Source organism: Azospirillum himalayense, from assembly GCF_042657465.1.
Lineage (GTDB): Bacteria > Pseudomonadota > Alphaproteobacteria > Azospirillales > Azospirillaceae > Azospirillum > Azospirillum himalayense.
In genome coordinates this window covers 117,606-137,594 of sequence record NZ_JBHSLC010000118.1, presented here as the reverse complement: position 1 = coordinate 137,594, position 19,989 = coordinate 117,606, and the positions used below count along the sequence as shown (strand labels likewise).

The 19,989-nt window shown below is 68.2% G+C and carries 20 protein-coding genes, 1 pseudogene and 1 riboswitch; of the genes and pseudogenes, 7 read left to right on the top strand and 14 right to left on the bottom strand.

What is annotated here, in order from left to right:
* Nucleotides 1-203 precede the first annotated feature (203 nt).
* Complete coding sequence (locus ACFPMG_RS32580) at nucleotides 204-1,052, bottom strand: hypothetical protein (protein WP_376999993.1); 849 nt, start codon at nucleotides 1,050-1,052, stop codon at nucleotides 204-206.
* Nucleotides 1,053-1,354: 302 nt separating this feature from the next.
* Here ACFPMG_RS32580 and ACFPMG_RS32575 point away from each other — a divergent pair, with 302 nt between their 5' ends.
* From ACFPMG_RS32575 to gcvPB, 5 genes are all read left to right on the top strand, one after another.
* Nucleotides 1,355-1,600 carry a CDGSH iron-sulfur domain-containing protein gene (locus tag ACFPMG_RS32575; protein WP_376999991.1) on the top strand — a complete coding sequence of 82 codons (246 nt, stop codon included), beginning with the start codon at nucleotides 1,355-1,357 and terminating at the stop codon, nucleotides 1,598-1,600.
* 72 nt (nucleotides 1,601-1,672) lie between these two features.
* Nucleotides 1,673-1,772: riboswitch (glycine riboswitch) on the top strand.
* A 175-nt stretch (nucleotides 1,773-1,947) separates the two neighbouring features.
* Complete coding sequence (gene gcvT / locus ACFPMG_RS32570) at nucleotides 1,948-3,060, top strand: glycine cleavage system aminomethyltransferase GcvT (RefSeq protein WP_376999989.1); 1,113 nt, start codon at nucleotides 1,948-1,950, stop codon at nucleotides 3,058-3,060.
* Between the two features lie 31 nt (nucleotides 3,061-3,091).
* Nucleotides 3,092-3,466, top strand: coding sequence for a glycine cleavage system protein GcvH (gene gcvH, locus ACFPMG_RS32565; protein WP_014240827.1), 375 nt, complete (start codon nucleotides 3,092-3,094; stop codon nucleotides 3,464-3,466).
* A gap of 1 nt (nucleotide 3,467) precedes the next feature.
* The gene (gcvPA, locus tag ACFPMG_RS32560; RefSeq protein WP_376999987.1) at nucleotides 3,468-4,808 is read left to right on the top strand and encodes an aminomethyl-transferring glycine dehydrogenase subunit GcvPA; all 1,341 of its coding nucleotides are present in this window, start codon (nucleotides 3,468-3,470) and stop codon (nucleotides 4,806-4,808) included.
* Nucleotides 4,808-6,376: an aminomethyl-transferring glycine dehydrogenase subunit GcvPB gene (gene gcvPB / locus ACFPMG_RS32555; RefSeq protein WP_376999986.1), complete on the top strand. Its 1,569-nt coding sequence runs from the start codon at nucleotides 4,808-4,810 to the stop codon at nucleotides 6,374-6,376. The genes gcvPA and gcvPB overlap by 1 nt, the downstream gene beginning before the upstream one ends.
* Nucleotides 6,377-6,571: 195 nt before the next feature.
* Here gcvPB and ACFPMG_RS32550 read toward each other — a convergent pair whose 3' ends face one another.
* From ACFPMG_RS32550 to efp, 5 genes are all read right to left on the bottom strand, one after another.
* Nucleotides 6,572-7,891, bottom strand: coding sequence for a peptidoglycan -binding protein (locus tag ACFPMG_RS32550; RefSeq protein WP_376999985.1), 1,320 nt, complete (start codon nucleotides 7,889-7,891; stop codon nucleotides 6,572-6,574).
* A gap of 175 nt (nucleotides 7,892-8,066) precedes the next feature.
* Nucleotides 8,067-9,206 carry a flagellar motor protein MotA gene (locus tag ACFPMG_RS32545; protein ID WP_376999984.1) on the bottom strand — a complete coding sequence of 380 codons (1,140 nt, stop codon included), beginning with the start codon at nucleotides 9,204-9,206 and terminating at the stop codon, nucleotides 8,067-8,069.
* A gap of 100 nt (nucleotides 9,207-9,306) precedes the next feature.
* A complete protein-coding gene (locus ACFPMG_RS32540; protein ID WP_376999983.1) occupies nucleotides 9,307-10,095 on the bottom strand; it encodes an OmpA family protein in 789 nt (262 codons plus the stop codon).
* A gap of 161 nt (nucleotides 10,096-10,256) precedes the next feature.
* Nucleotides 10,257-11,111 carry an inositol monophosphatase family protein gene (locus ACFPMG_RS32535; protein WP_145677040.1) on the bottom strand — a complete coding sequence of 285 codons (855 nt, stop codon included), beginning with the start codon at nucleotides 11,109-11,111 and terminating at the stop codon, nucleotides 10,257-10,259.
* Between the two features lie 91 nt (nucleotides 11,112-11,202).
* Nucleotides 11,203-11,769 (bottom strand): elongation factor P, encoded by a 567-nt coding sequence (gene efp, locus ACFPMG_RS32530; protein WP_014240821.1) that lies wholly within the window; start codon nucleotides 11,767-11,769, stop codon nucleotides 11,203-11,205.
* Nucleotides 11,770-11,936: 167 nt separating this feature from the next.
* On the opposite strand from efp, the gene epmA reads away from it, so the two are divergent.
* The gene (gene epmA, locus ACFPMG_RS32525; protein WP_376999980.1) at nucleotides 11,937-12,989 is read left to right on the top strand and encodes an EF-P lysine aminoacylase EpmA; all 1,053 of its coding nucleotides are present in this window, start codon (nucleotides 11,937-11,939) and stop codon (nucleotides 12,987-12,989) included.
* Between the two features lie 27 nt (nucleotides 12,990-13,016).
* Here the strand turns inward: epmA and ACFPMG_RS32520 are convergent, their stop codons facing one another.
* From ACFPMG_RS32520 to ACFPMG_RS32490, 7 genes are all read right to left on the bottom strand, one after another.
* A complete protein-coding gene (locus ACFPMG_RS32520) occupies nucleotides 13,017-14,012 on the bottom strand; it encodes an MDR family oxidoreductase (protein ID WP_376999978.1) in 996 nt (331 codons plus the stop codon).
* A 259-nt stretch (nucleotides 14,013-14,271) separates the two neighbouring features.
* Nucleotides 14,272-15,618, bottom strand: a complete 1,347-nt coding sequence (locus ACFPMG_RS32515) for an OmpP1/FadL family transporter (protein ID WP_376999976.1) — start codon at nucleotides 15,616-15,618, stop codon at nucleotides 14,272-14,274.
* Nucleotides 15,619-15,799: 181 nt separating this feature from the next.
* Nucleotides 15,800-16,606 (bottom strand): TSUP family transporter, encoded by an 807-nt coding sequence (locus tag ACFPMG_RS32510; protein WP_376999974.1) that lies wholly within the window; start codon nucleotides 16,604-16,606, stop codon nucleotides 15,800-15,802.
* Between the two features lie 19 nt (nucleotides 16,607-16,625).
* Nucleotides 16,626-17,264: a thiamine phosphate synthase gene (thiE, locus tag ACFPMG_RS32505; RefSeq protein ID WP_114860606.1), complete on the bottom strand. Its 639-nt coding sequence runs from the start codon at nucleotides 17,262-17,264 to the stop codon at nucleotides 16,626-16,628.
* A 12-nt stretch (nucleotides 17,265-17,276) separates the two neighbouring features.
* The gene (locus ACFPMG_RS32500) at nucleotides 17,277-18,206 is read right to left on the bottom strand and encodes a class I fructose-bisphosphate aldolase (RefSeq protein ID WP_376999972.1); all 930 of its coding nucleotides are present in this window, start codon (nucleotides 18,204-18,206) and stop codon (nucleotides 17,277-17,279) included.
* A gap of 175 nt (nucleotides 18,207-18,381) precedes the next feature.
* Nucleotides 18,382-18,627, bottom strand: coding sequence for a hypothetical protein (locus ACFPMG_RS32495; protein ID WP_376999970.1), 246 nt, complete (start codon nucleotides 18,625-18,627; stop codon nucleotides 18,382-18,384).
* Nucleotides 18,628-18,714: 87 nt separating this feature from the next.
* A complete protein-coding gene (locus ACFPMG_RS32490; protein ID WP_376999968.1) occupies nucleotides 18,715-19,158 on the bottom strand; it encodes a hypothetical protein in 444 nt (147 codons plus the stop codon).
* Between the two features lie 134 nt (nucleotides 19,159-19,292).
* On the opposite strand from ACFPMG_RS32490, the gene ACFPMG_RS32485 reads away from it, so the two are divergent.
* The gene (locus ACFPMG_RS32485; RefSeq protein WP_014240811.1) at nucleotides 19,293-19,637 is read left to right on the top strand and encodes a type II toxin-antitoxin system HicB family antitoxin; all 345 of its coding nucleotides are present in this window, start codon (nucleotides 19,293-19,295) and stop codon (nucleotides 19,635-19,637) included.
* A gap of 87 nt (nucleotides 19,638-19,724) precedes the next feature.
* On the opposite strand, the pseudogene ACFPMG_RS32480 reads toward ACFPMG_RS32485, so the two are convergent.
* Nucleotides 19,725-19,989, bottom strand: a pseudogene (locus tag ACFPMG_RS32480) (erythrose-4-phosphate dehydrogenase); the annotation flags it as partial.

Sequence of the window (19,989 nt, the reverse complement as noted above, 5' to 3'; positions counted from 1 at the left end):
GGCTGGGGGGTTGGAAGTGGTCAACGCACCGCTTGTCGTGACCAGAGCACTAGTTATCATAGGCTTGAAGTCAACAGGACATCCCGAGGTGCTGGTGCAGAGGTACCGCCAAGAATTCGTCGTATGATGGTGGCTATCTGAATTTAACTTGATGATGATAGGAGCGCCCGCTGTCATGTGGGCGCTCCATAGTTTTCTTTCGGTCAGCCGATTCTGTGGGCGGTAAAATGGGTGGCGAATTGCTGACCGGCAATCGCCGAAGTCGACGATTTGCTATGGTGCGCCAGCATTTCCACGTAATCTGATGTGCCATTCATGTAGACGACTGTGGACGCCGGCACGTAGTAATGTCCATTTGTTGTTGCAATAACCAGAGCCATGGTGGCGCCCAATCCATTTTTATTAATATTCAACTGGAGAAAAGATCCGGTGGTCATCAGCATGGCGATCTGCCCATGCAGAGCGTAGTAGCCTGCGACCGAAGGCTGAAAACGATGGTTTGTCGGATTCAGCGCATTGCCGATGTTTATGTCTTCGCTCGGGGAGGGTTGAATGACCAGATTCACCAGTGTGGACGTGTTGGGAGCAACTCCTGTTTGATCAATACCGGCAAGGGATGCTCGGCAGATCACGGGGGTGCTGGTAGCCGGCGCCGTATCGAAGAGGGCTCTCTCATCAATGATGGCCCTGTTTTCAATCGCCTGAGTTTTCTCATCGGAGAACACTCGTGCAACCGGCAGCATGCCGGTCGGGATGGCCGGTGGCTGCAGGCTATTGGGCGTGCCGGTCACCGCACTGGCGGTGCCAGTCAAACGATCCACCACCACGCGGTCGATACGGAAACCCGACGTCGGCGGCACGAAGGGGCCGACGACCTGCGCCTTCACCTCGGTGAGGGTGATCCCATTCAGCAGATAGCCGGGGTCGAGCGCGATGGTCAGGTCGGGCGACACCTGGGCATGCGGGGCGAAGGGGCCGACGATGCGCTGGGCGACGGCCCAGTTGGCGGCGCTCTGCGACAGATCGGTCGGGTTGAAGGTCTGGGCGGCCATGGAATGCTCCTTTGAAAAACTGGCATTGCAGCGAGGAATGGTTCGGCATGGGGCCTCACCGCTGACGTAAATAGGATTATCATCCTTATAGCCGGTAATGAAGACTGATTTCCTTTTAACATCTGATTTAATTCCTTGACGCACTGCGCGTGCCGCTGGTTCTTCCCGCATCCGATTCGCTTGGAAGCGGGCCGACGAGCGGCTGAAGCGATGCCGAGCGAAGGACGCTTGCGTTGTGTCCCGGGTCGGTTAGCCTTCAATGACGCGGCCGAGAATGAGCGGTCGAAAGAAGGAGAAGGCTTATGCCCAGCGCACCGGTTGCTGCGACCAAGGAACCCATCGTCATCGAACTGGAAGCCGGGAAGACCTACTGGTGGTGCCGCTGCGGGCGCAGCGTCAAGCAGCCGCTGTGCGACGGCAGCCACGCCGGCACCGGGCTGGAGCCGATGAAGTTCGCCCCCGCCACTTCCATGAAGGCGCGCTTCTGCGGCTGCAAGGCGACCAGGAAGCCGCCCTTTTGCGACGGCAGCCATCTGGACCTGAAGTGAGCATCACCGGGACCCCAGCGAACCCCGATTGACATTCGCAAAGGTCCCGGTAGGTTAAGCGGCACAAGCTGACGATCCCTCGCGGGAGAGATCGCCGTCCGGTCCGCCGGACGGTGGCGCCGAAGGAGCAACCGCCCCGGAAACTCTCAGGCAAAAGGACCGCAAGGGGGATAAGGCAACTCTGGAAAGCAGCTTCGTCCGCGCATCGTGGGTGATGGCTCACCGAAGGAGTAAACCGGTCGTTGAGGGTTGGACCCCGCCGGTGAATCTCTCAGGTCCAGGACAGAGGGGGCAGGACTCGCGCCAATCCCGGCGCGGGTTGTGCGACCCTATGTCGGAGGACCCGCGTGACCGAGGCTTCTGAGTCCCCCAAGAAAACGCCGCTGCACAGCCTCCATCTGGAGCTGAAGGGCAAGATGGTGCCCTTCGCCGGCTACGACATGCCGGTGCAGTACCCGCTCGGCATCCTCAAGGAGCACCAGCACACCCGCGCCAAGGCCGGGCTGTTCGACGTGTCGCACATGGGGCAGGTGCGCCTGACCGGCGAAGACCCGGCCGCCGCCCTGGAGTCGCTGGTTCCCGGCGACATCAAGGGGCTGGCCCGCGGGCGCATGCGCTACACGCTGTTCCTGAACGAGCAGGGCGGCATCCTGGACGACCTGATGGTCACCAACGCCGGCGACCACCTGTTTCTGGTCGTCAACGCCGCCCGCAAGGACCACGACGTCGCCCACATGCGCGAGCGGCTGAAGGGCAAGGCCGAGGTGGAACTGCTGGACGACCTCGCCTTGATGGCGCTTCAGGGGCCGGAGGCCGCGGCGGTGCTCGGGCGCTTCATCCCTGAAGCGGCCACCATGAAGTTCATGAGCTACCTGCCGGCCACCTTCGACGGCATCCCGGTGATCATCACCCGCTCCGGCTACACCGGCGAGGACGGCTACGAGATTTCCTGCGACAAGTCCGACGCTGAGGCCATTGCCCGCGCCCTGCTGGCCGAGGACGAGGTCGAGGCCATCGGGCTGGGTGCCCGCGACTCGCTGCGGCTGGAAGCCGGGCTCTGCCTCTACGGCCACGACATCGACGAGACGACGACTCCGGTCGAAGCCGGCCTGGAATGGGCGCTGTCCAAGCGCCGCCGGGAGGAGGGCGGCTTCCCCGGCTACGCCATCATCAAGGACCAGCTCGCCAACGGCGCCCCGCGCCGCCGCGTCGGCCTCCAGCCGGAAGGCCGCCAGCCGGCCCGCGAGCACACCGACGTCTGTGACGCGGACGGACAAAAGATCGGCGAGGTGACCAGCGGCGGCTTCGGCCCCACCGCCTCCGCCCCGGTCGCCATGGGCTACGTGGACCGCGCGCACGCCGCCGTGGGCACGCCGGTCCAGCTCATGGTCCGCGGCAAGCCGCTGGCCGCCAAGGTCGCCGCCATGCCCTTCGTGCCGCAGCGCTACTACCGCGGCTGAACAACAAACACCGAGCGAACAGGGGACAACCATGACCATCAAGTACACCAAGGACCATGAGTGGGTCCGCGTCGAGGGCGATGTCGGCACCGTCGGCGTCAGCGACCACGCCCAGCACCAGCTCGGCGACGTCGTGTTCGTCGAGCTGCCGGACGTCGGCCGACAGCTCGCCCAGGGCAAGGAAGCCGCCGTCGTGGAGTCGGTGAAGGCCGCCAGCGACGTGTTCGCCCCGGTCTCCGGCGAGGTGATCGAGGCCAACGCCGACCTGGAGAACGACCCGTCGCTCGTCAACGCCGGGGCCGAGACCACCGGCTGGTTCTTCAAGCTGCGCCTCAGCAACCCGTCGGAGCTGGACGGGCTGATGGACGAAGCCGCCTATAAGGCCTTCGTGGAAGGGCAAGCCTGAGATGCGTTACCTGCCCCTGACCGAGGCCGACCGGCGCTCCATGCTGGAGGCCATCGGCGTGCCGTCGGTGGACGAGCTGTTCCGCGACGTGCCCGAGGCGGCCCGCCTCTCCGGCCCGATCGAGGGGCTGTCCAACCATATGGGCGAGCTTGAGGTCGATCGCGCCCTGTCGGCGATGGCGGGGAAGAACCTGCCCGCCGGCAGCGTGCCGAGCTTCCTTGGCGCCGGCGCCTACCGCCACCACATCCCGGCGACGGTGGACCACCTCGTGCAGCGCGGCGAGTTCCTGACCGCCTACACCCCGTACCAGCCGGAGGTGAGCCAGGGCACGCTGCAGGTCCTGTTCGAGTTCCAGACCCAGGTCTCGCTGCTGACCGGCATGGACGTCGCCAACGCCTCCATGTACGACGGCGCCACCGCCTGCGCGGAAGCCGTGATGATGGCCAACCGCGTCACCCGCCGGAAGAAGGCCGTGCTGTCCGGCGGCCTGCACCCGCATTACCGCGACACCACGACGACCGACGCCCGCTTCATCGGTTTCGAGACGGTCGTCATGCCGCCGGCCCCGACGGGCGGCGAGGACCTGCTGGCCGAGGTCGACGGCGACACCTCCTGCGTCGTCGTGCAAAACCCCGACGTGTTCGGCCACGTCCGCGACTACACCGAGCTGGGCAAGGCCTGCCAGGCCAAGGGCGCCCTGCTGATCGTCGTGGTGACAGAGGCCGTGTCGCTCGGCCTGCTGACCCCGCCGGGCGCGATGGGCGCCGACATCGTGGCGGCGGAAGGCCAGTCCCTGGGCAATGCGCTGAACTTCGGCGGCCCCTATGTCGGGCTGTTCGCGGTGAAGGAGAAGCTGGTCCGCCAGATGCCGGGCCGTCTCTGCGGCCAGACGGTGGACGCCGATGGGCGGCGCGGCTTCGTGCTGACGCTCTCCACCCGCGAGCAGCACATCCGCCGCGAGAAGGCGACCTCGAACATCTGCACCAACTCCGGCCTGTGCGCGCTGGCCTTCTCCATCCACCTCAGCCTGCTGGGGGAGGAGGGCTTCACCCGACTCGCCGAGATCAACCACGCCAAGGCCGTGCAACTGGCCGACAAGCTGGCGGCGGTGACGGGCGTCGAGATCGTCAACGACAGCTTCTTCAACGAGTTCACGGTGAAGCTGCCGAAGCCGGCGACGGAGGTCGTGGAGGCGCTGGCGCGGCGCGGCATCCTGGGCGGCGTTCCGGCTTCCCGCCTGTTCGGCGGCGGGCTCGACGACCTGCTGATCGTGGCCGCCACCGAGACCAACACCGAGTCCGACATGGACGCCTTCGCCACCGCCCTCGCCGAGGTTCTGTGATGAGCATGAACAACCAGGGTCGCCCGACCAGCATCGCCGAGGGTGCGGACAGCGCCGTTCCGCAGACCGTCACCGGCAACCGCGGCCTGCAGATCGAGGAGCCGCTGATCTTCGAACAGGACAGCGCCGGGCGTTGCGGCGTCGACCTGCCGGAGGTCCCCGCGGTGGGCTCGCGCCTGGGAGCGGTGAAGCCGCGCGGCCGGATCGGCCTGCCGGGCCTCGCCGAGCCGCAGGTGGTCCGCCACTACACCCGCCTGTCGCAGAAGAACTACGCCATCGACAGCGGTCTGTATCCGCTGGGCTCCTGCACGATGAAGCACAACCCGCGCCTGAACGAGAAGATGGCGCGGCTGCCGGGCTTCGCCGACGTGCACCCGCTCCAACCCGAAAGCACGGTGCAGGGTGCGCTGGAGCTGATGGCGGAGCTGGGCCGCTGGCTCGCCACGCTGACCGGCATGGCGGCGGTGACGCTGGCCCCGGCGGCGGGTGCGCACGGCGAGATGTGCGGCATCATGGCGATCCGCTCCGCCCACGACGCCAAGGGCGACAAGGGCCGCACCAAGATCCTCGTCCCGGAAAGCGCCCACGGCACCAACCCGGCGACCGCCGCCGCCTGCGGCTACGCCGTCGAGGCGATCCCGGCGACCGAGGACGGGCGCGTCGATCTGGAGGCGCTGAAGGCCAAGCTCGGGCCCGACGTCGCCGGCCTGATGCTGACCAACCCGAACACCTGCGGCCTGTTCGAGCGCGACATCATCACCATCGCCGAGGCGGTGCACGCGGCGGGCGCCTATTTCTACTGCGACGGCGCCAACTTCAACGCCATCGTCGGGCGGGTGCGACCGGCCGACCTCGGCATCGACGTGATGCACATCAACCTGCACAAGACCTTCTCCACCCCGCACGGCGGCGGCGGTCCGGGCTCCGGCCCGGTGGTCTTCGCGGAGTCGCTGGCCCCCTTCGTCCCGGTGCCCTATGTGGTGCAGGACAAGGACGGCGCCTTCCGTCTGGTGGAGCAGGCCGGCGACGGCCCGGCCTTTGGGCGGATGAAGGCGTTCCACGGCCAGATGGGTATGTTCGTCCGCGCGCTCGCCTACATGATGAGCCACGGCGCCGACGGGCTGCGGCAGGTGGCGAACGACGCGGTGCTGAACGCGAACTATCTGCTGGCCCGCCTTCAGGACGTGATGACACCCTCCTTCGAGGGGCCGTGCATGCACGAATGCCTGTTCGACGACCGCTTCCTGAAGGGGACGGGGGTGACCACGCTCGACATCGCCAAGGCGCTGATCGACGAGGGCTTCCACCCGATGACCATGTACTTCCCGCTGGTCGTGCACGGTGCCCTGCTGATCGAGCCGACTGAGACGGAGTCAAAGGCGAGCCTGGACCAGTTCGTCACCGCCCTGCGCGCCCTGGCGGAGCGGGCCAAGTCCGGCGACGTGGCCTATTTCCAGGGCGCCCCGCGCCTGACCCCGCGCCGCCGCCTCGACGAGACCGCTGCGGCGCGCAAGCCGGTGCTGCGGTGGACACCGGCGGTGGAGCCGGAGACGGTCGCGGCGGAGTAGGGCGCACTTGCCCCCACCCTCCCACTTCGTGGGTCCCTCCCTCCCCCTCTGCGCAGGGGAGGGACTGATTGCGGAGGCGGCGGAGTTCCCTCCCCTGCGCAGCTCTCGCGCAAACCATGGGTTTGCGCTGACGCGGCAGGCGGACCTTCGGTCCGCCGAGAGCGGGGGAGGGTTAGGGTGGGGGCAACGCGCCCCTCACCGCTGATCCAGCTTCACCTCGATGCGCCGGTTCCGGGCCAGCGCCTCGTCGCTGGTGCCGGGGTCGAGCGGCTGATACTCGCCGAAACCGGCGGCGGCCAGACGGTCCGCCGGAATCCCCTGGTCGATCAAGTACTTCACCACCGAGATCGCGCGCGCCGCCGACAGCTCCCAGTTCGAGGCGAACTGAATGCGCACGGGGCGCGCGTCGGTGTGGCCGTCCACGCGCAGCACCCAGTTGATGTCCGGCGGGATGGTCCGGCCGATCTCGATCAGCGTGCGCGCCAGCTCCGCCAGCCGTTGCTTGCCGGCCTCCTCCAGAGTCGCCGAGCCGGAGGGGAACAGAAGCTCAGACTGGAAGACGAAGCGGTCGCCGACGATGCGCACGTCGGGCCGGTTGCCCAGAGCCTCGCGCACCCGTCCGAAGAACTCCGAGCGGTAGCGGGCGAGGTCCTGCACCTTGGCGGCCAGCGCCTGGTTCAGCCGCGAGCCGAGTTCGGCGATCTGGACCTGCTGCTCCTCCGCCTTCTTCTCCGAGATCTCCAGCACGGCGCCGATGCGGGCGAGCTGCTCGCGCAGGGCGCTCATCTGCCGGTTCAGCAGGTCGACCTGCTCATTCGCCTTGCCGGTCGCGCCCTGCTCGGCGGACAGGGAGGCCATCAGCTCGGTGATGCGGATGTCGCGCTTCTCGATGTCCTTCTGCGCGAGCATCGTCTTCTCGTCGGCGCTGGTGAGCCGTGTTTCCAGCGCCTTGGACCGGTCGCGCTCCCCGCCCAACTCGGCGAGCAGCGCTTGGCGCTGCTCCTCGCTCAGGCGTTGCTGCGCGGCGGCGGCGGCCAGTTCGCCCTCCAGCTTGGTCCGGGTCTCGCGCAGCGCCTTCAGGTCGGCCTGGAGGCTGGCGGCCTCGGCCAGCTTCAGCTCGATGGTTTCCTTGTCGGCGCGGATCGTGCGCTGCAGCTCCTCCGCCGTGCGGGTGGCGTGGTCGAGGTCGCCCTGCAGCGTGGCGATGCGGCTGGTCATGGTGTCCCGCGCCGCCACGGAGCCCTGAAGCTCCGCCGAGAGCTGGGCGACGTTGATGCGCAGATCGGCGTTGGCGTCCCGCTCCAGCGCCAGCAGGTCGTTCAGCTCCGCCACCTTGCGGTTCAGGCTGCCGAGCTGCTCGTCACGCCCGGTCAGGGCGGTCGCCATGTAGAACTGGGCGACGACGAAGATCATCAGCAGGAAGATGACCACCATGACGAGGGACGACAGCGCGTCCACCCATCCGGGCCATGCGCTGGCCTCGCGATGGCCGTTGCGGCGGCTGATGCTGGGCATGGCGGGGTGTCCCTCCGGCGATTGGAACCCCTCTCCCGCCTCGGGAGAGGGAGGGGCCCGCCGCAATGCGGCGGGAGGATGAGGGTGCGGCACGGAGGACGCGCTGATCCTTGTCTGCACCCTCACCCGGCCGCTTCGCGGCCACCCTCTCCCGGGACGGGAGAGGAGAGACAGGTCAGCGCTGTTCCGATTCTTCGGCCAGGGCGGCGATGGTGCGGGCCAGCAGCTTGATCTCGCTGCGGATCTCCTGCACCGCCTGGACCCGGCCCGTGGAGGATTCCTCGACCATTCGGGCGAGGTAGATGTCCATGTTGCGCAGATGCTGGCGCGAGGCTTCGTCGAAGCCGCCGATGGCCGCTTCCGACAGCCGGTCGAGCAGCCCCTTCATCTCCAGTTGGCTCTCACCAAGCCGCAGGAGGAGTTGCTGTTCGGCGCGCATCTGGTCGGTCAGCGTGCTCAGCCGTTCGGTCAGCGTCATCAGGTTGGCGTTGGCCGAGCGGCGGCCCTCCTCGGCGGTGGCGACGGTGCGCTGGAGCGAGTCGAGGTTCTCCGCCGTCTGTTCCAGGAGTGCCGTCAGATAGGCCGGCATCGACTGGTCGCCGGTCTCCAGGCTGCCGCCGGCCCCGCTGGAGAGACGGGTGGCGCCGGACAGCCAGTCCTCGACGTCCTGGAAGAAGCGGTTGTGCGCCTGGCTGGCCTGAAGCTCCAGGAAGCCCAGCACCAGGGACCCGGCCAGACCGAACAGCGAGGAGCTGAAGGCCGTGCCCATGCCGGTCAGCGGCGCTTCCAGCCCGTGCTGGAGGTTGCTGAACATCGCCCCGACGTCGCCGCCCTGCACCGACAGGCCGCCGATCACCGATCCGACCGACTGCACCGTGTGCAGCAGGCCCCAGAAGGTGCCGAGCAGGCCGAGGAAGATCAGCAGACCGATCAGGTAGCGCGACAGCTCCCGCGACTCGTCCAGCCGTGAGGCGATGCCGTCGAGCAGGGAGCGCATCGACAGCGCTGACAGGGTCAGCCGCCCGCGCCGTTCCCGCAGCATGCGCGCCATCGGGGCGAGCAGCACCGGCTCCGGTGCGGCGACGGCGGGGTTGCCGGACTGGAAATGCTCCAGCCACGCCACCTCGGGCCGCAGCATCAGCACTTGGCGGAAGATGAACAGGATGCCGGCGAGCAGCGTGCCGAGGATCAGCCCGTTCAGCGCCGGGTTGTTCATGAAGGCGGCGCGCAGGGCCGGGAACAGCAAGGCCGTCACGCTTCCCACGACCACCAGGAAGAGGATCATCCGTGTCAGGAAGCGCTCCGGGCGCGTCATCGGGGAAGGCTCCTCAAGAGGGTGGGACGATGGGGCGATGGCGGCCATGGGCACTCTCGTCCAGGGAAAGGGGCAGGCGGTCCGGGTTACAGACGACGGCTCACTGGTTCAGGAACTCCACGTCCAGCCGATCCGGTGCGCCGCCCGCCGCCTCCATGCCCATGGCGCGGATGTCCACGCGGGTGCTGGCGATGCCGGCGGTCCCCAGCTTCTCGCGGACGGCCAGCGCGCGGGCCAGCGACAGCTGCCGCGCCTCGCGCGCCGTCTCCGGCGTGCCGCTGGCGTAGGAACGGATCTGCAACCGAAGCTGCGGGTTGGCGTTCATGCGCTCCGCGATGGTGTCCAGTCGCGTCTGGGCCGGTTCGGGCAAAGCGGTGGCGGTGCCGTCGAACAGCACGGTCAACGGCTCCATCCGGGGCAGAGCGGGCGCCGCGGGTGCCTTCGGAGTCGGCGGCGGCAAGGCGGCGGTCTGCGTCCGGTCGGGCGGCGGCGATGCCGCCGGCCGGTTCGCGGCCGGGACCGGCGGTGCGCCTTCCGGCATGGCCGGCGGGGCCGGGCTGGGTCCGACCGAAATCTGCGGCAGGTCCGGCGCCGTCATCAGCGTCGGCGCCCGGAAGACGGGCGGGGCCGGCGGGGCCGGCGGCGGGAAGATGTCGGGCCGCGGCGGAATCGGCAGCGGCTGCGCGTTCTCCAGCGTCAGACCGCCTGTGTTTGCGGTGGGCGCCGGGCCCGGCGCGGAGGCGCTGGTCTGGGGCGGCGCGATGCCCGGCGAGGAGCAGGCGGTCACGGCCAGGGACAGCGCCATGGCGGCGGCGGGGAGGACGCACAGGGGTGCCGACCGCCCGTCGGGGGCGTCCGGAGAACGGCTTATGCGTCCGACAATCCTCATGGTGACCAGCGCGTTGTTCCCAGTGACACGGAAAAGCGTTGGTACCATAGCCCTTCGATCGGTGTAGGGACAACGCCCTTTGGGCCGCGCGGCGCGTTTCCCCACCAAAGCGCGGCCCTTGCTATCCCAACGTCATGAAGGGCTTATGGCTCGGCCGGAGGTCAGCCCTGACCGGCGTCCGCCGCCCCGGCTGCCCCGGCAGGAGCGGAGCGCACCTTGCGTTCCGTCGCACCGCGCAGGATCTTGGCGATCGGCAGGTGGAAATGGGCGTTGGCCGCCAGGATCGTGCCGCCGAACACCGGGTTGCGTCCGCCGCCGATCTCACCGACGAAGCCGCCGGCCTCGGTCACCAGAAGCTGGCCGGCCGCGGCGTCCCAGGGGGCGAGACCGCGCTCCCAGTAGCCGTCGTAGCGGCCCGCCGCGACGTAGGCGAGGTCGAGCGAGGCGGCGCCGAAGCGGCGGATGCCCGCGACCTCCTTCATCAGGGCCTCGGCCTCCACCAGGAAGCCGGCATGGTCGCCGCGGCCCTTGAAGGGGATGCCGGTGGCGATCACCGCGTCGGCGAGGTTGCGGCGCTCCGACACGCGCAGGCGCTGGTGGTTCAGGAAGGCGCCCTGGCCCTTCTCGGCCCAGAACATCTGGTCGTGCACCGGCTCGTACACGACGCCGGCGACGATCTCGCCGTTCTTCTCCGCGGCGATGGAGATCGCCCAGTGCGGGATGCCGTGCAGGAAGTTGGTGGTGCCGTCCAGCGGATCGACGATCCAGCGGGCGGTCGGGTCGCTGCCCTTGCTGGCGCCCGTCTCCTCCATGAGGAAGCCGAAATCCGGGCGGGCCTTCTGCAGCTCTTCGCGCAGCAGCTTTTCCGCCTTCATGTCGGCGGCGGACACGAAGTCCGCCGGGCCCTTGCGCGACACCTGGAGGTGCTCGACCTCGCCGAAGTCGCGGACAAGGCCGCGGGCCGCCTTTTCGGCGGCGCGGACCATCACGTTGATAAGGGCGGAGCGGGTGGCCATGGGCGTGTTTTATCTCGTGCGGAACCGGAAAAAGAATACACCGGCCCCTGCCTTAAGCGAGAGCCGGTGCGCAGAAAATCAGCCGGGACGGTCAGTCCTTGGCGCGCTCGACATACTCGCCGGTCTGGGTGTCGACGACGACGCGGGTGCCCGACTCGATGTGCGGCGGCACCAGGATCGACACGCCGTTCTCCAGCTTCGCCGGCTTGTAGGAGGAGGAGGCCGTCTGGCCCTTCACCACCGGGTCGGCCTCGGTGATCTGCAGGGTCACCTTGCCGGGGATCTCGACGCCGAGCGGCGCGCCTTCGAAGGACTGCACGGTGACTTCCATGCCGTCCTGCAGGAACACCTTCTGGTCGCCGATGATCTCGCCGGGGATGGCGGTCTGCTCGTAGCTTTCCTTGTCCATGAAGGTGTAGCTGTCGCCTTCGGCGAACAGGAAGGTCATCTCGTGCTCGTCCAGGCGGGCGCGCTCGACCGTCTCCTGGGTGCGGAAGCGCTCGATCGACTTGTTGCCGGTGCGCACATCCTTCATTTCAAGCTGGATGAAGGCGCCGCCCTTGCCGGGCTGGACGATGGCGGTCTTCGTGATGACCCAGAGCTTCCCGTTATGCTCCAGCACATGGCCGGGACGCATCGTGTTGGCGTTGACCTTCATGACATACTCGTGATTTCCAGGAGACAGGCGGCGCGGAACCTAGCAGCTTGCCGGGCCGGTGGCAACGCCGGGTGGGGCTGAATCGGCGCTCTGCGCCTTCTTTGTCCGTTTTCGCCGCCGCTCCCGCTCTGCTAAGCAGCGTCATCGCTCCGTCAGTGAAGGCTGTCATGTCCCCCATCACCCCCGCCTGGGCTCCCGAGAGCTTCGCTCGCCGCCGCTCCCATCTGGCCGTGCGCGGCCGCGTGCTGGGCGCCGTCCGCCGCTTCTTCGAGGAGAACGCCTTCCTGGAGGTGGACACCCCGGCGCTCCAGGTCTCGCCGGGGATGGAGCCGCATCTCCAGGCCTTCGCGACGGAGCTGGTGGGGCCGCACCCCGACGACCGGCTGTGCCTGCACCTGCACACCAGCCCCGAATTCGCCATGAAGAAGCTGCTGGTGGCGGGGCTGCCGCGCATCTACCAGATCGCCCACGTCTTCCGGAACGGCGAGCGCTCGGCCACCCACGCGCCGGAGTTCTCCATGCTCGAATGGTACCGGGCGGGGGAGGGCTACCGGACGCTGATCCGCGACTGCGAGGATCTGGTGCGCGAGGCCGCCGTCGCCGCGGGGCGGACGCGATTCGACTTCCGTGGCATGACCTGCGACCCGTTCAAGGAGTGGCGGGTGCTGACCGTGCAGGACGCCTTCCGCGAATATGCGGGGATCGACCTGCTGGAGACCTTCGACGGCAGTCACGACCCCGACCCGGCCCCGCTGGCCGCCCTGGCGCGGCGCATCGGCATCGCGCCGCATGATGGCGACCGTTGGGAGGACATCGTCTTCCGCATCATGTTCGACCGGATCGAGCCGCATCTGGGCGCGGGCGTGCCCTGCGTGCTGACCGACTATCCGGTCTGCATGGCCGCCCTGTCGCGTCCCAAGCCGGAGGACCCGCGGCTGGCCGAGCGGTTCGAGCTGTACGCCTGCGGCCTGGAACTCGCCAACGCCTTCGGCGAGTTGACCGACGCGCGCGCCCAGCGAGCCCGTTTCGAGGCCGACATGGATTTGAAGGAGCGCATCTACGGCGACCGCTTCCCGGTGGACGAGGATTTCCTCGCCGCGCTGGAGCATGGCATGCCGGAATGCAGCGGCATCGCGCTGGGCTTCGACCGGCTGGTCATGCTGTGCAGCGGCGCGGAGCGCATCGACGAGGTGCTGTGGCTGCCGGTGGCGGGGGCCTGACCCCACCCGCCACCGGCGGCACCATCGTCAGGCAGTGACGTCGATCACCACGCGGCCGCGCACCTGCCCGGCGAGGATCTGGCCGGCCAGTTCCGGCAGCTTCGACATCGGCTCCACCGTGTACATCGCCTTCAGGTGGTCCTTGTCGAGGTCGCGGGCCAGCCGCGCCCAGGCGCGCTCGCGCCGCGCCGCCGGGGCGGCGACCGAATCGACGCCGATCAGCGTGACGCTGCGAAGGATGTGCGGCAGCACCGTGCCCGGCAGGTCGGCGCTGCCCGCCAGACCGCAGGCGGCGATGGCGCCCCCCCAGACGGTTTGCGACAGGGCGTTGACCAGGGTGATGCCGCCCACCGAATCGACGCCGCCGGCCCAGCGCTCCTTCTGGAGCGGCGGGCCTTTCTCCTGAAGGGCGGCACGGTCGATGAAGCCGGTGGCGCCCAGGCCGGACAGGTATTCGTGGGTTTCGGGCCGTCCCGTAGAGGCGGTGACCGGATAGCCGGCCTTGGCGAGCAGGGCCACCGCGACGGAACCGACGCCGCCGGCCGCTCCGGTGACCAGAACCTCCTTGCCGCCGGGCTGGATCGCGCCCCAATCCTCCAATGCGTCGACGCAGAGCGCCGCGGTGTAGCCGGCGGTGCCGATGCCCATCGCCTCCTCCGGCGAGAAGACGTCGGGCAGGCGGATCAGCCATTCCGGCTTCACGCGCTGGAACCGGCTGTAGCCGCCCCATTGGGTTTCCGACAGACCCCAGCCGTTGACGATCACCTTGTCCCCGGCCTTCCAGTCGGCGGAGCGCGATTCCACGACCGTGCCGGCGAGGTCGATGCCGGCGACCATCGGCAATTTGCGGGCGATCCGGCCCTTGCCGGAGACGGCGAGGCCATCCTTGTAGTTCAGGGTGGAATAGGCGACCTCGACCAGCACGTCGTGGTCGGGCAGGTCGCTCAGGCTCAGCGGCTTGAAGCCCCCCTTGGGCTTGCCGTCGGCGTCTTCGATGACGAAGGCGGTGAAGGTGTCGGCCATGCGGATTCCTCTCCCGGGACGGGTTCTTGATTGGGGGAAAGCCTAGCACGGACGCGGCGACGGGCAAGAGGCGGGGACGGTGGAGCGCGTCAACTTCCCCTCTCCCGTCCCGGGAGAGGGAAGGGGCCCACGCGAAGCGTGGGAAGGGTGAGGGTGCGGGCAAAAATAAACCGCTGATCCTTGTGCGACCCTCACCCGGCCCTTCGGGCCACCCTCTCCCGGGGCGGGAGAGGGGTAAGCACGGTTGCGAGCATCCAGATCAGAAGGTGATCTTGGTCTGGAGCGCGATCACGTCCACATGGGCCTTGTAGTCGGCGGACAGGTTGCCGCGGAAGGCGTCGCTGCCCGTCAGGTTGTCGCGCAGGTCGATCTTGGCCTTGTTGGCGAAGATGTGGCTGTAGCCGATGTCGGTCCGGATGCTGTCCGTGACCTGATAACCGGCGCCGATCGACACCCAATAGCGGTCCTCGTCCGGAATGCGCGGCGTGCGGTACTGGTCGGTGACCGGGGTCTGGTCATAGGCCACGCCGAAGCGCAGGGTCAGCTTGTCGTTCCACTTGTAGGCGGCGCCCAGCGCGAAGAACCAGGAGTCGTCCCAATTCTCGTCGGTCACCGTGTCGGTGCGCAGCGGGTTGCGGTAGCGGATGCGCAGCTCCTTGAAGCGCGACCAGTTGGTCCACTGCGCGTCGGCCATCACGGCGATGGAACTGGTCAGCTCATGGTAGGCGCCGAAGGAGATGATGTCCGGCGTGGCGACCTTCGCCCGCACCGGCGAGCCGGCGAAGCTGGCGCGCAGCGCCGGAGTTGCGGGGACGCCCTCGAACTTCGAATCGCCGTCCAGCTCGTGGAAGACGGAGGAGCGGTAGGAGACGCCGAAGCGGGTGCCCTTGGCCGGCTCGTACAGCATGCCGGCGGTGAAGCCGACGCCCCAGTCGTCGCCCTTGACCTCGCCCACGCCGTCGCGCGAGCCCGGCGCGATGGGGACCCCGGTGGCCGCCAGGATGGAACCGAAGTCCACGGCTTGGCTCAAACGGGCCTTGGCGTATTGGAACTGCAGGCCGCCGGCGATGGTCAGGTCCGGCATCAGCCGGTAGGACACGGTCGGGGAGATGTTGATGGTCAGCAGGCTGGAATGGATGCCGTGGTAGCGGCCGGTCCAGCTTTCCGGATAGTCGGTGGACAGGCCCCAGGGCGCGGTGATGGCGAGGCCCAGCTTCACGTCCGGCGACACCGTGTAGGCCAGATAACCCGACGGTATCACCGCGTCCATGCCGATGTCGCCGGGGTCGGAGGTGCCCAGGATGGTGCTGCCGCCCAGCCGCGTGGCGCGGGTGCCGCGGGCGTTGCTGGTCTTCGAGGTCGGGAACACGCCGCTCAGCACGCCGACCGCCTGATTCCCCTCGATGGTCCCCAGGGCCGCGGGGTTGAAGAACAGGCCGGTGGCGTCGCCCATGCCGTTGGCGGTGGCGCCCGCGAAGGAGGTTCCCTGGCCCGAGGCGCTCTGCTCCTTCAGCAGATAGCCGGCGGCGCCGGCCGGCAACGGCGCCGCGATGGCGACGGCGGCGGCAGCGGCGAGCAGATTCCCCTTCAGAGACCCTTTGGACATGCGTTTCTCCCCAATTTCGTTATTTGACGCAATGATACACAGATTGACGTTAACGTAAAGTAGCCCCGCTGAAAAAATGTTGGGCCAACAAATTGTGCGCCCGATGGTGTGCGTGGGGGAGGGAAATGCCCGCGGCGGTCGATTCGCCGCGGGTCCGAAACGGAGGGTTTCTAAGGGGCGTTCAGCCCAGCCAGCCGGCGACCATGGCCATGCCGGCACCGATCACGCCCTGGGCGTCGGTCCAGATCAGCTTCGCCGTGATGGCGATGGAGGCGACGACCAGCATGGGCCGCACGATGGCGGCGCCGTTGCGGATGACCATGTGGGCGCCGATCTGCGCGCCGATCATCTGGCCCAGCCCCATCAGCAGCCCGGCCACCCAGGCGATCTGCCCGCCGGCCAGGAAGAACAGCAGAGCGGCGATGTTGCTGGTGAAGTTCAACACCTTCGTGTGGGCGGTCGCCTTGCGCAGGTTGAAACCGAGCAGCGAGACGAAGGCAATGGCGAAGAAGGTGCCGGTGCCCGGCCCGAAGAAGCCGTCGTAAAAGCCGATCCCCGTTCCGGCGAGCAGCGCGAAGCCACGCTCCCCGATGCGCTGTTGCGCGTCGATCTCACCGGCCTTCGGGGAGACGAGCAGCCAGATGGCGATGCCGATCAGCAGCACCGGGATGACGTTGCGCAGGAATCCCGGATCGATCATCTGGACGATGATGGCGCCCGCCGCGGAGCCGGCGAAGGTGCAGGCGATCATCACCGCCATGTCGCGCGGCCTCACCTCGCCGCCGCGGGTGAACTTCACCGCGGCGGAGAAGGAACCGAAGCTGGATTGCAGCTTGTTCGTCGCCAGCGCCTGCGCGGGCGACAGGCCGGCCCAGAGCAGGGCGGGGAGGGTCAGAAGCCCGCCACCCCCGGCGATGGCGTCGACGAATCCCGCGACAAGGCCGAACGCGAACAGCGCGGACAGCGTCTCGATGGAAAGGAGATCCATGATCCGGCGGCGGCCTTCGTTACCCTTCGGCCGCGGCGATGGCGGCGTTGAACGCCTTCACGGCGGCGCCCGGCCCGTCGGGATGATTCCACACGGCGCCGACCACAGCCAGGAAATCGGCCCCGGCGCTCACCAGCGGCCCGCAATTCTCCTGGGTGATGCCGCCGATGGCGACGCAGGGGACCTCCATAAGCTCCGACCACCACCGGAGCAGCTCCGGCTCCGCCTTGAATTCGGCGTCCTTGGTGGTGGTGGGGAAGAAGGCGCCGAAGGCGACGTAGTCGGCCCCGGCCTCGCCCGCTTCCATGGCGAGATGGCGGCTGTCGTGGCAGGTCACGCCGACGATGGCGTCGTTGCCGACGATCCGCCGCGCCTGGGCGTAGGGCGTGTCCTTCTGCCCGACATGCACGCCGTCGCAGCCGGTCTCGCGGGCGAGTTGGGGATGGTCGTTCAGGATGAAGGCCACCCCGCGCTCCTGGGCGATCGGGCGCAGGGCGTCGCAGGCCCGGCGCACGGCGTCGTCGGAGCAGTCCTTCAAACGCAACTGGACGCAGGCGACATCGCCCGCGTCCAGCGCTTCGGTCAGTTTTGGCGCGAACGCCGCCGGTTCCAGGACCGGCGGCGTCACGAGGTAGAGCCGACAGGCGGTTTCGGTCACCCGAGGCGATCCTTACTCTTTGCCCTGGTAGATCTTCATGATCCGGTCGAGCAGCTTCAAAGCGTCTTCGCGCGGGCGCTGGAAGGCGTTGCGGCCGATGATCGAGCCGTTGCCGCCACCGTCGCGGATCGCGCGGGCGTCCTCGAACACCGCGTCCTCGCCCTTGGTGGCGCCGCCCGAGAAGACCACGATGCGGCGGCCGTTGAAGGCGCACTGCATGATGTGGCGGACGCGGTCGGCCTGGGTGGCGATCGGGATGTTCTTGGACTCGTAGACATTCTTGGCCTCCGCCTGCTCCAGATGGGCCGACGGCAGCTTCACCTTGATGACGTGGGCGCCGAGCAGGGCGGCCATGTGGGCGGCGTAGCCGATCACGTCGATGGCCAGCTCGCCGTCCTTGGAGATCGTGCCGCCGCGCGGGTAGGACCACAGGACGGTGGGCAGGCCGACCGACTTGGCCTCCTTCGACAGTTCGCGGATCTCCTCGTACTGGTCGTACATGGCGTCCGAGCCGGGGTAGATCGTGAAGCCGATGGCCGAGCAGCCGAGGCGCAGCGCGTCCTGCACCGAGGCGGTCACCGCCTGATCGGCGTCCTCCTTCTGGCGCGACAGGCTGTTGGCGCTGTTCATCTTGAGGATCAGCGGGATCGAGCCGGCGAAGGTCGAGGCGCCGGCCTCCAGCGACCCCAGCGGGGCGGCGTAGGCGTTGCAGCCGGCATCGATGGCGAGCTGGTAATGGTAATGAGGGTCGTAGCCCGGCTCGTTCGGCGCGAAGCTGCGCGCCGGGCCGTGCTCGAAGCCCTGGTCGACGGGGAGGATCACCAGCTTGCCGGTGCCGCCCAGCTTGCCTTCCATAAGAATGCGGGCAAGGTTGGCTTTGACGCCCGGGGTGTCGCTCTCGTAGTTCGCAAGAATTTCCTTAACACGACGAGTGAGCTTCATCTGGCTCTTCCCCTTGGGGTTTCTGTCGGAAATGCGGCCCTCATAGCCCAGCGCGGGACGCTTTGCAACGGCGGCAGGGGTGTAATGCGCCCCCTCTCAGCGACAAAAGGGCCTATCCGAGAGGGCGGATTCGGACTTCACCAAAGGGCGGGCGAGGGTCGTCGGCCGACTTATGTCACAGCACGGATTGCACGATCACGTACAGGCCATAACCGGCGCCCACCGCCACGGCCCAGGCCCCGGCGGCAAGACCGGCCCAAACGACGAGCAGGCGGGCGCCGCGGATCTTCTCCACCTGCGGCGCGGGAAAGCGCGCGCCGCGCGGAAGCCCGTCCGGCCTCTCCGGATGGAGCAGGGCGGAGTCCTCGCCCTTCAGCGGTGTGGCGTCCGCCTGGGGCCGCAAAGGCGTGGTCGTGGTCATGGGGGTGGTACCGCATCGTGATGATGAAATCACCATACACCACTTTTGATCCTGCGGATTCGGGGAAAAAGCGGTATCGCCTTGGGACTATTCCGTGACATGGCCTTCGTTTCGCCCGTTCAGCCAATTCCGGCAGGCGCGCCGGGGATCGCGGACGCCGCGCAGGTCGAGGGCTTCGGGAAGCGCCGTCAGCAGGCGGGCGTTGCGCTGCGCGGCGATGTCGGCCAGCCGCTCCGCGACGTCCGGCCGCCCGGTGAACAGGATCGCACCGATCCCGGCGGACAACGCGCCCAGGGCATCGCCGGGCCGGTCGGCGCAGTCGAGCACCGCGGTCATCGCAACCGACGGGTGCCGGGCGGCGGCGCGGGCGGCGACCTCGCGAAACCAGGCGGCCCCGGCGGAGGCCGCCGCACCGGGCGCGCTGACCAGCAGAAGGGAAATTCCGAGCTCCGCCGCCGCGGCGCAGGCGGCGTCGGCGTCGGTCAGGCTGTGGATGAGGATGGGGCGGGGGTGCGGGGGCAGGGTGGTCATGGGGGCAGAGGAACATGACGGGAAAAACAGGGCAGGCATTCCCTCAGCCCGATTTCGGGAATTGAGGCAGGTCAAACCGCGGAGGCGGAGGCGAGGCTATCCTTCCAACCTACGCACTCCTGGGGTCGCCGCCGATGATGGACTATAAGGGCTACAAGGCCCAGATCGATTTCGACAACGACGCCGGCATCTTCGTCGGCGCCGTCATCAACACGCGCGACGGCATCACCTTCACCGGCCGCTCGGTCGATGAGCTGCGCAGGGCCTTCCGCGAGGCCGTGGACGATTATCTGGCGATGGCCTGCGACATGGCGGGCAACACCGAGCAGCCCTATTCCGGCAAGCTCGCCATCCGCGTCAACCCGATGCTCCACCGCGCCATCGCCACCTGTGCGGAACGCGAAGGCAAGAGCGTCGCCGCCTGGGTCGCCGACCAGTTGACGCAGGCCACGGGAATCAACGCCGTCAAGGCGGGGTGACCGCGGCCCCTGTCGCACCGGCCTGCCCATGAAAAAGGGCGCCCCGTTCAGGGCGCCCTTTCTCTTTGGTGGCAAGCCGCGGACGGCTTACTTGGCGTTGGCCATGGCGACGGCGGTGTCGCTCATGCGGTTGGAGAAGCCCCACTCGTTGTCGTACCAGGTCATGATGCGGACGAAGTTGCCGTCGATGACCTTGGTCTCGTTCAGCGCGAAGATCGAGCTGTGCGGGTCGTGGTTGAAGTCGGTGGAGACCAGATCCTCGGTGTAGGCGCCCAGGATGCCCTTGAGCGGGCCGTTGGCGGCCTCGGCGATCGCCTTGGTGATCTCCTCCACCGAGGTGGCGCGCTTGGCA

Excerpts from the sequence above, each read along its gene's own strand:
- gcvH (WP_014240827.1), top strand. The coding sequence starts at position 3,092 with ATGACCATCAAGTACACCAAGGACCATGAGTGGGTCCGCGTCGAGGGC.
- efp (WP_014240821.1), bottom strand. The coding sequence starts at position 11,769 with ATGAAGGTCAACGCCAACACGATGCGTCCCGGCCATGTGCTGGAGCAT.
- ACFPMG_RS32515 (WP_376999976.1), bottom strand. The coding sequence starts at position 15,618 with ATGTCCAAAGGGTCTCTGAAGGGGAATCTGCTCGCCGCTGCCGCCGCC.
- ACFPMG_RS32510 (WP_376999974.1), bottom strand. The coding sequence starts at position 16,606 with ATGGATCTCCTTTCCATCGAGACGCTGTCCGCGCTGTTCGCGTTCGGC.
- ACFPMG_RS32520 (WP_376999978.1), bottom strand. The coding sequence starts at position 14,012 with ATGGCCGACACCTTCACCGCCTTCGTCATCGAAGACGCCGACGGCAAG.
- ACFPMG_RS32545 (WP_376999984.1), bottom strand. The coding sequence starts at position 9,206 with ATGACGCGCCCGGAGCGCTTCCTGACACGGATGATCCTCTTCCTGGTG.
- ACFPMG_RS32500 (WP_376999972.1), bottom strand. The coding sequence starts at position 18,206 with ATGAAGCTCACTCGTCGTGTTAAGGAAATTCTTGCGAACTACGAGAGC.
- ACFPMG_RS32535 (WP_145677040.1), bottom strand. The coding sequence starts at position 11,111 with ATGGCCACCCGCTCCGCCCTTATCAACGTGATGGTCCGCGCCGCCGAA.
- ACFPMG_RS32495 (WP_376999970.1), bottom strand. The coding sequence starts at position 18,627 with ATGACCACGACCACGCCTTTGCGGCCCCAGGCGGACGCCACACCGCTG.
- ACFPMG_RS32490 (WP_376999968.1), bottom strand. The coding sequence starts at position 19,158 with ATGACCACCCTGCCCCCGCACCCCCGCCCCATCCTCATCCACAGCCTG.
- ACFPMG_RS32540 (WP_376999983.1), bottom strand. The coding sequence starts at position 10,095 with ATGAGGATTGTCGGACGCATAAGCCGTTCTCCGGACGCCCCCGACGGG.
- ACFPMG_RS32580 (WP_376999993.1), bottom strand. The coding sequence starts at position 1,052 with ATGGCCGCCCAGACCTTCAACCCGACCGATCTGTCGCAGAGCGCCGCC.
- ACFPMG_RS32575 (WP_376999991.1), top strand. The coding sequence starts at position 1,355 with ATGCCCAGCGCACCGGTTGCTGCGACCAAGGAACCCATCGTCATCGAA.
- epmA (WP_376999980.1), top strand. The coding sequence starts at position 11,937 with ATGTCCCCCATCACCCCCGCCTGGGCTCCCGAGAGCTTCGCTCGCCGC.
- gcvPA (WP_376999987.1), top strand. The coding sequence starts at position 3,468 with ATGCGTTACCTGCCCCTGACCGAGGCCGACCGGCGCTCCATGCTGGAG.
- gcvPB (WP_376999986.1), top strand. The coding sequence starts at position 4,808 with ATGAGCATGAACAACCAGGGTCGCCCGACCAGCATCGCCGAGGGTGCG.
- ACFPMG_RS32485 (WP_014240811.1), top strand. The coding sequence starts at position 19,293 with ATGATGGACTATAAGGGCTACAAGGCCCAGATCGATTTCGACAACGAC.
- ACFPMG_RS32550 (WP_376999985.1), bottom strand. The coding sequence starts at position 7,891 with ATGCCCAGCATCAGCCGCCGCAACGGCCATCGCGAGGCCAGCGCATGG.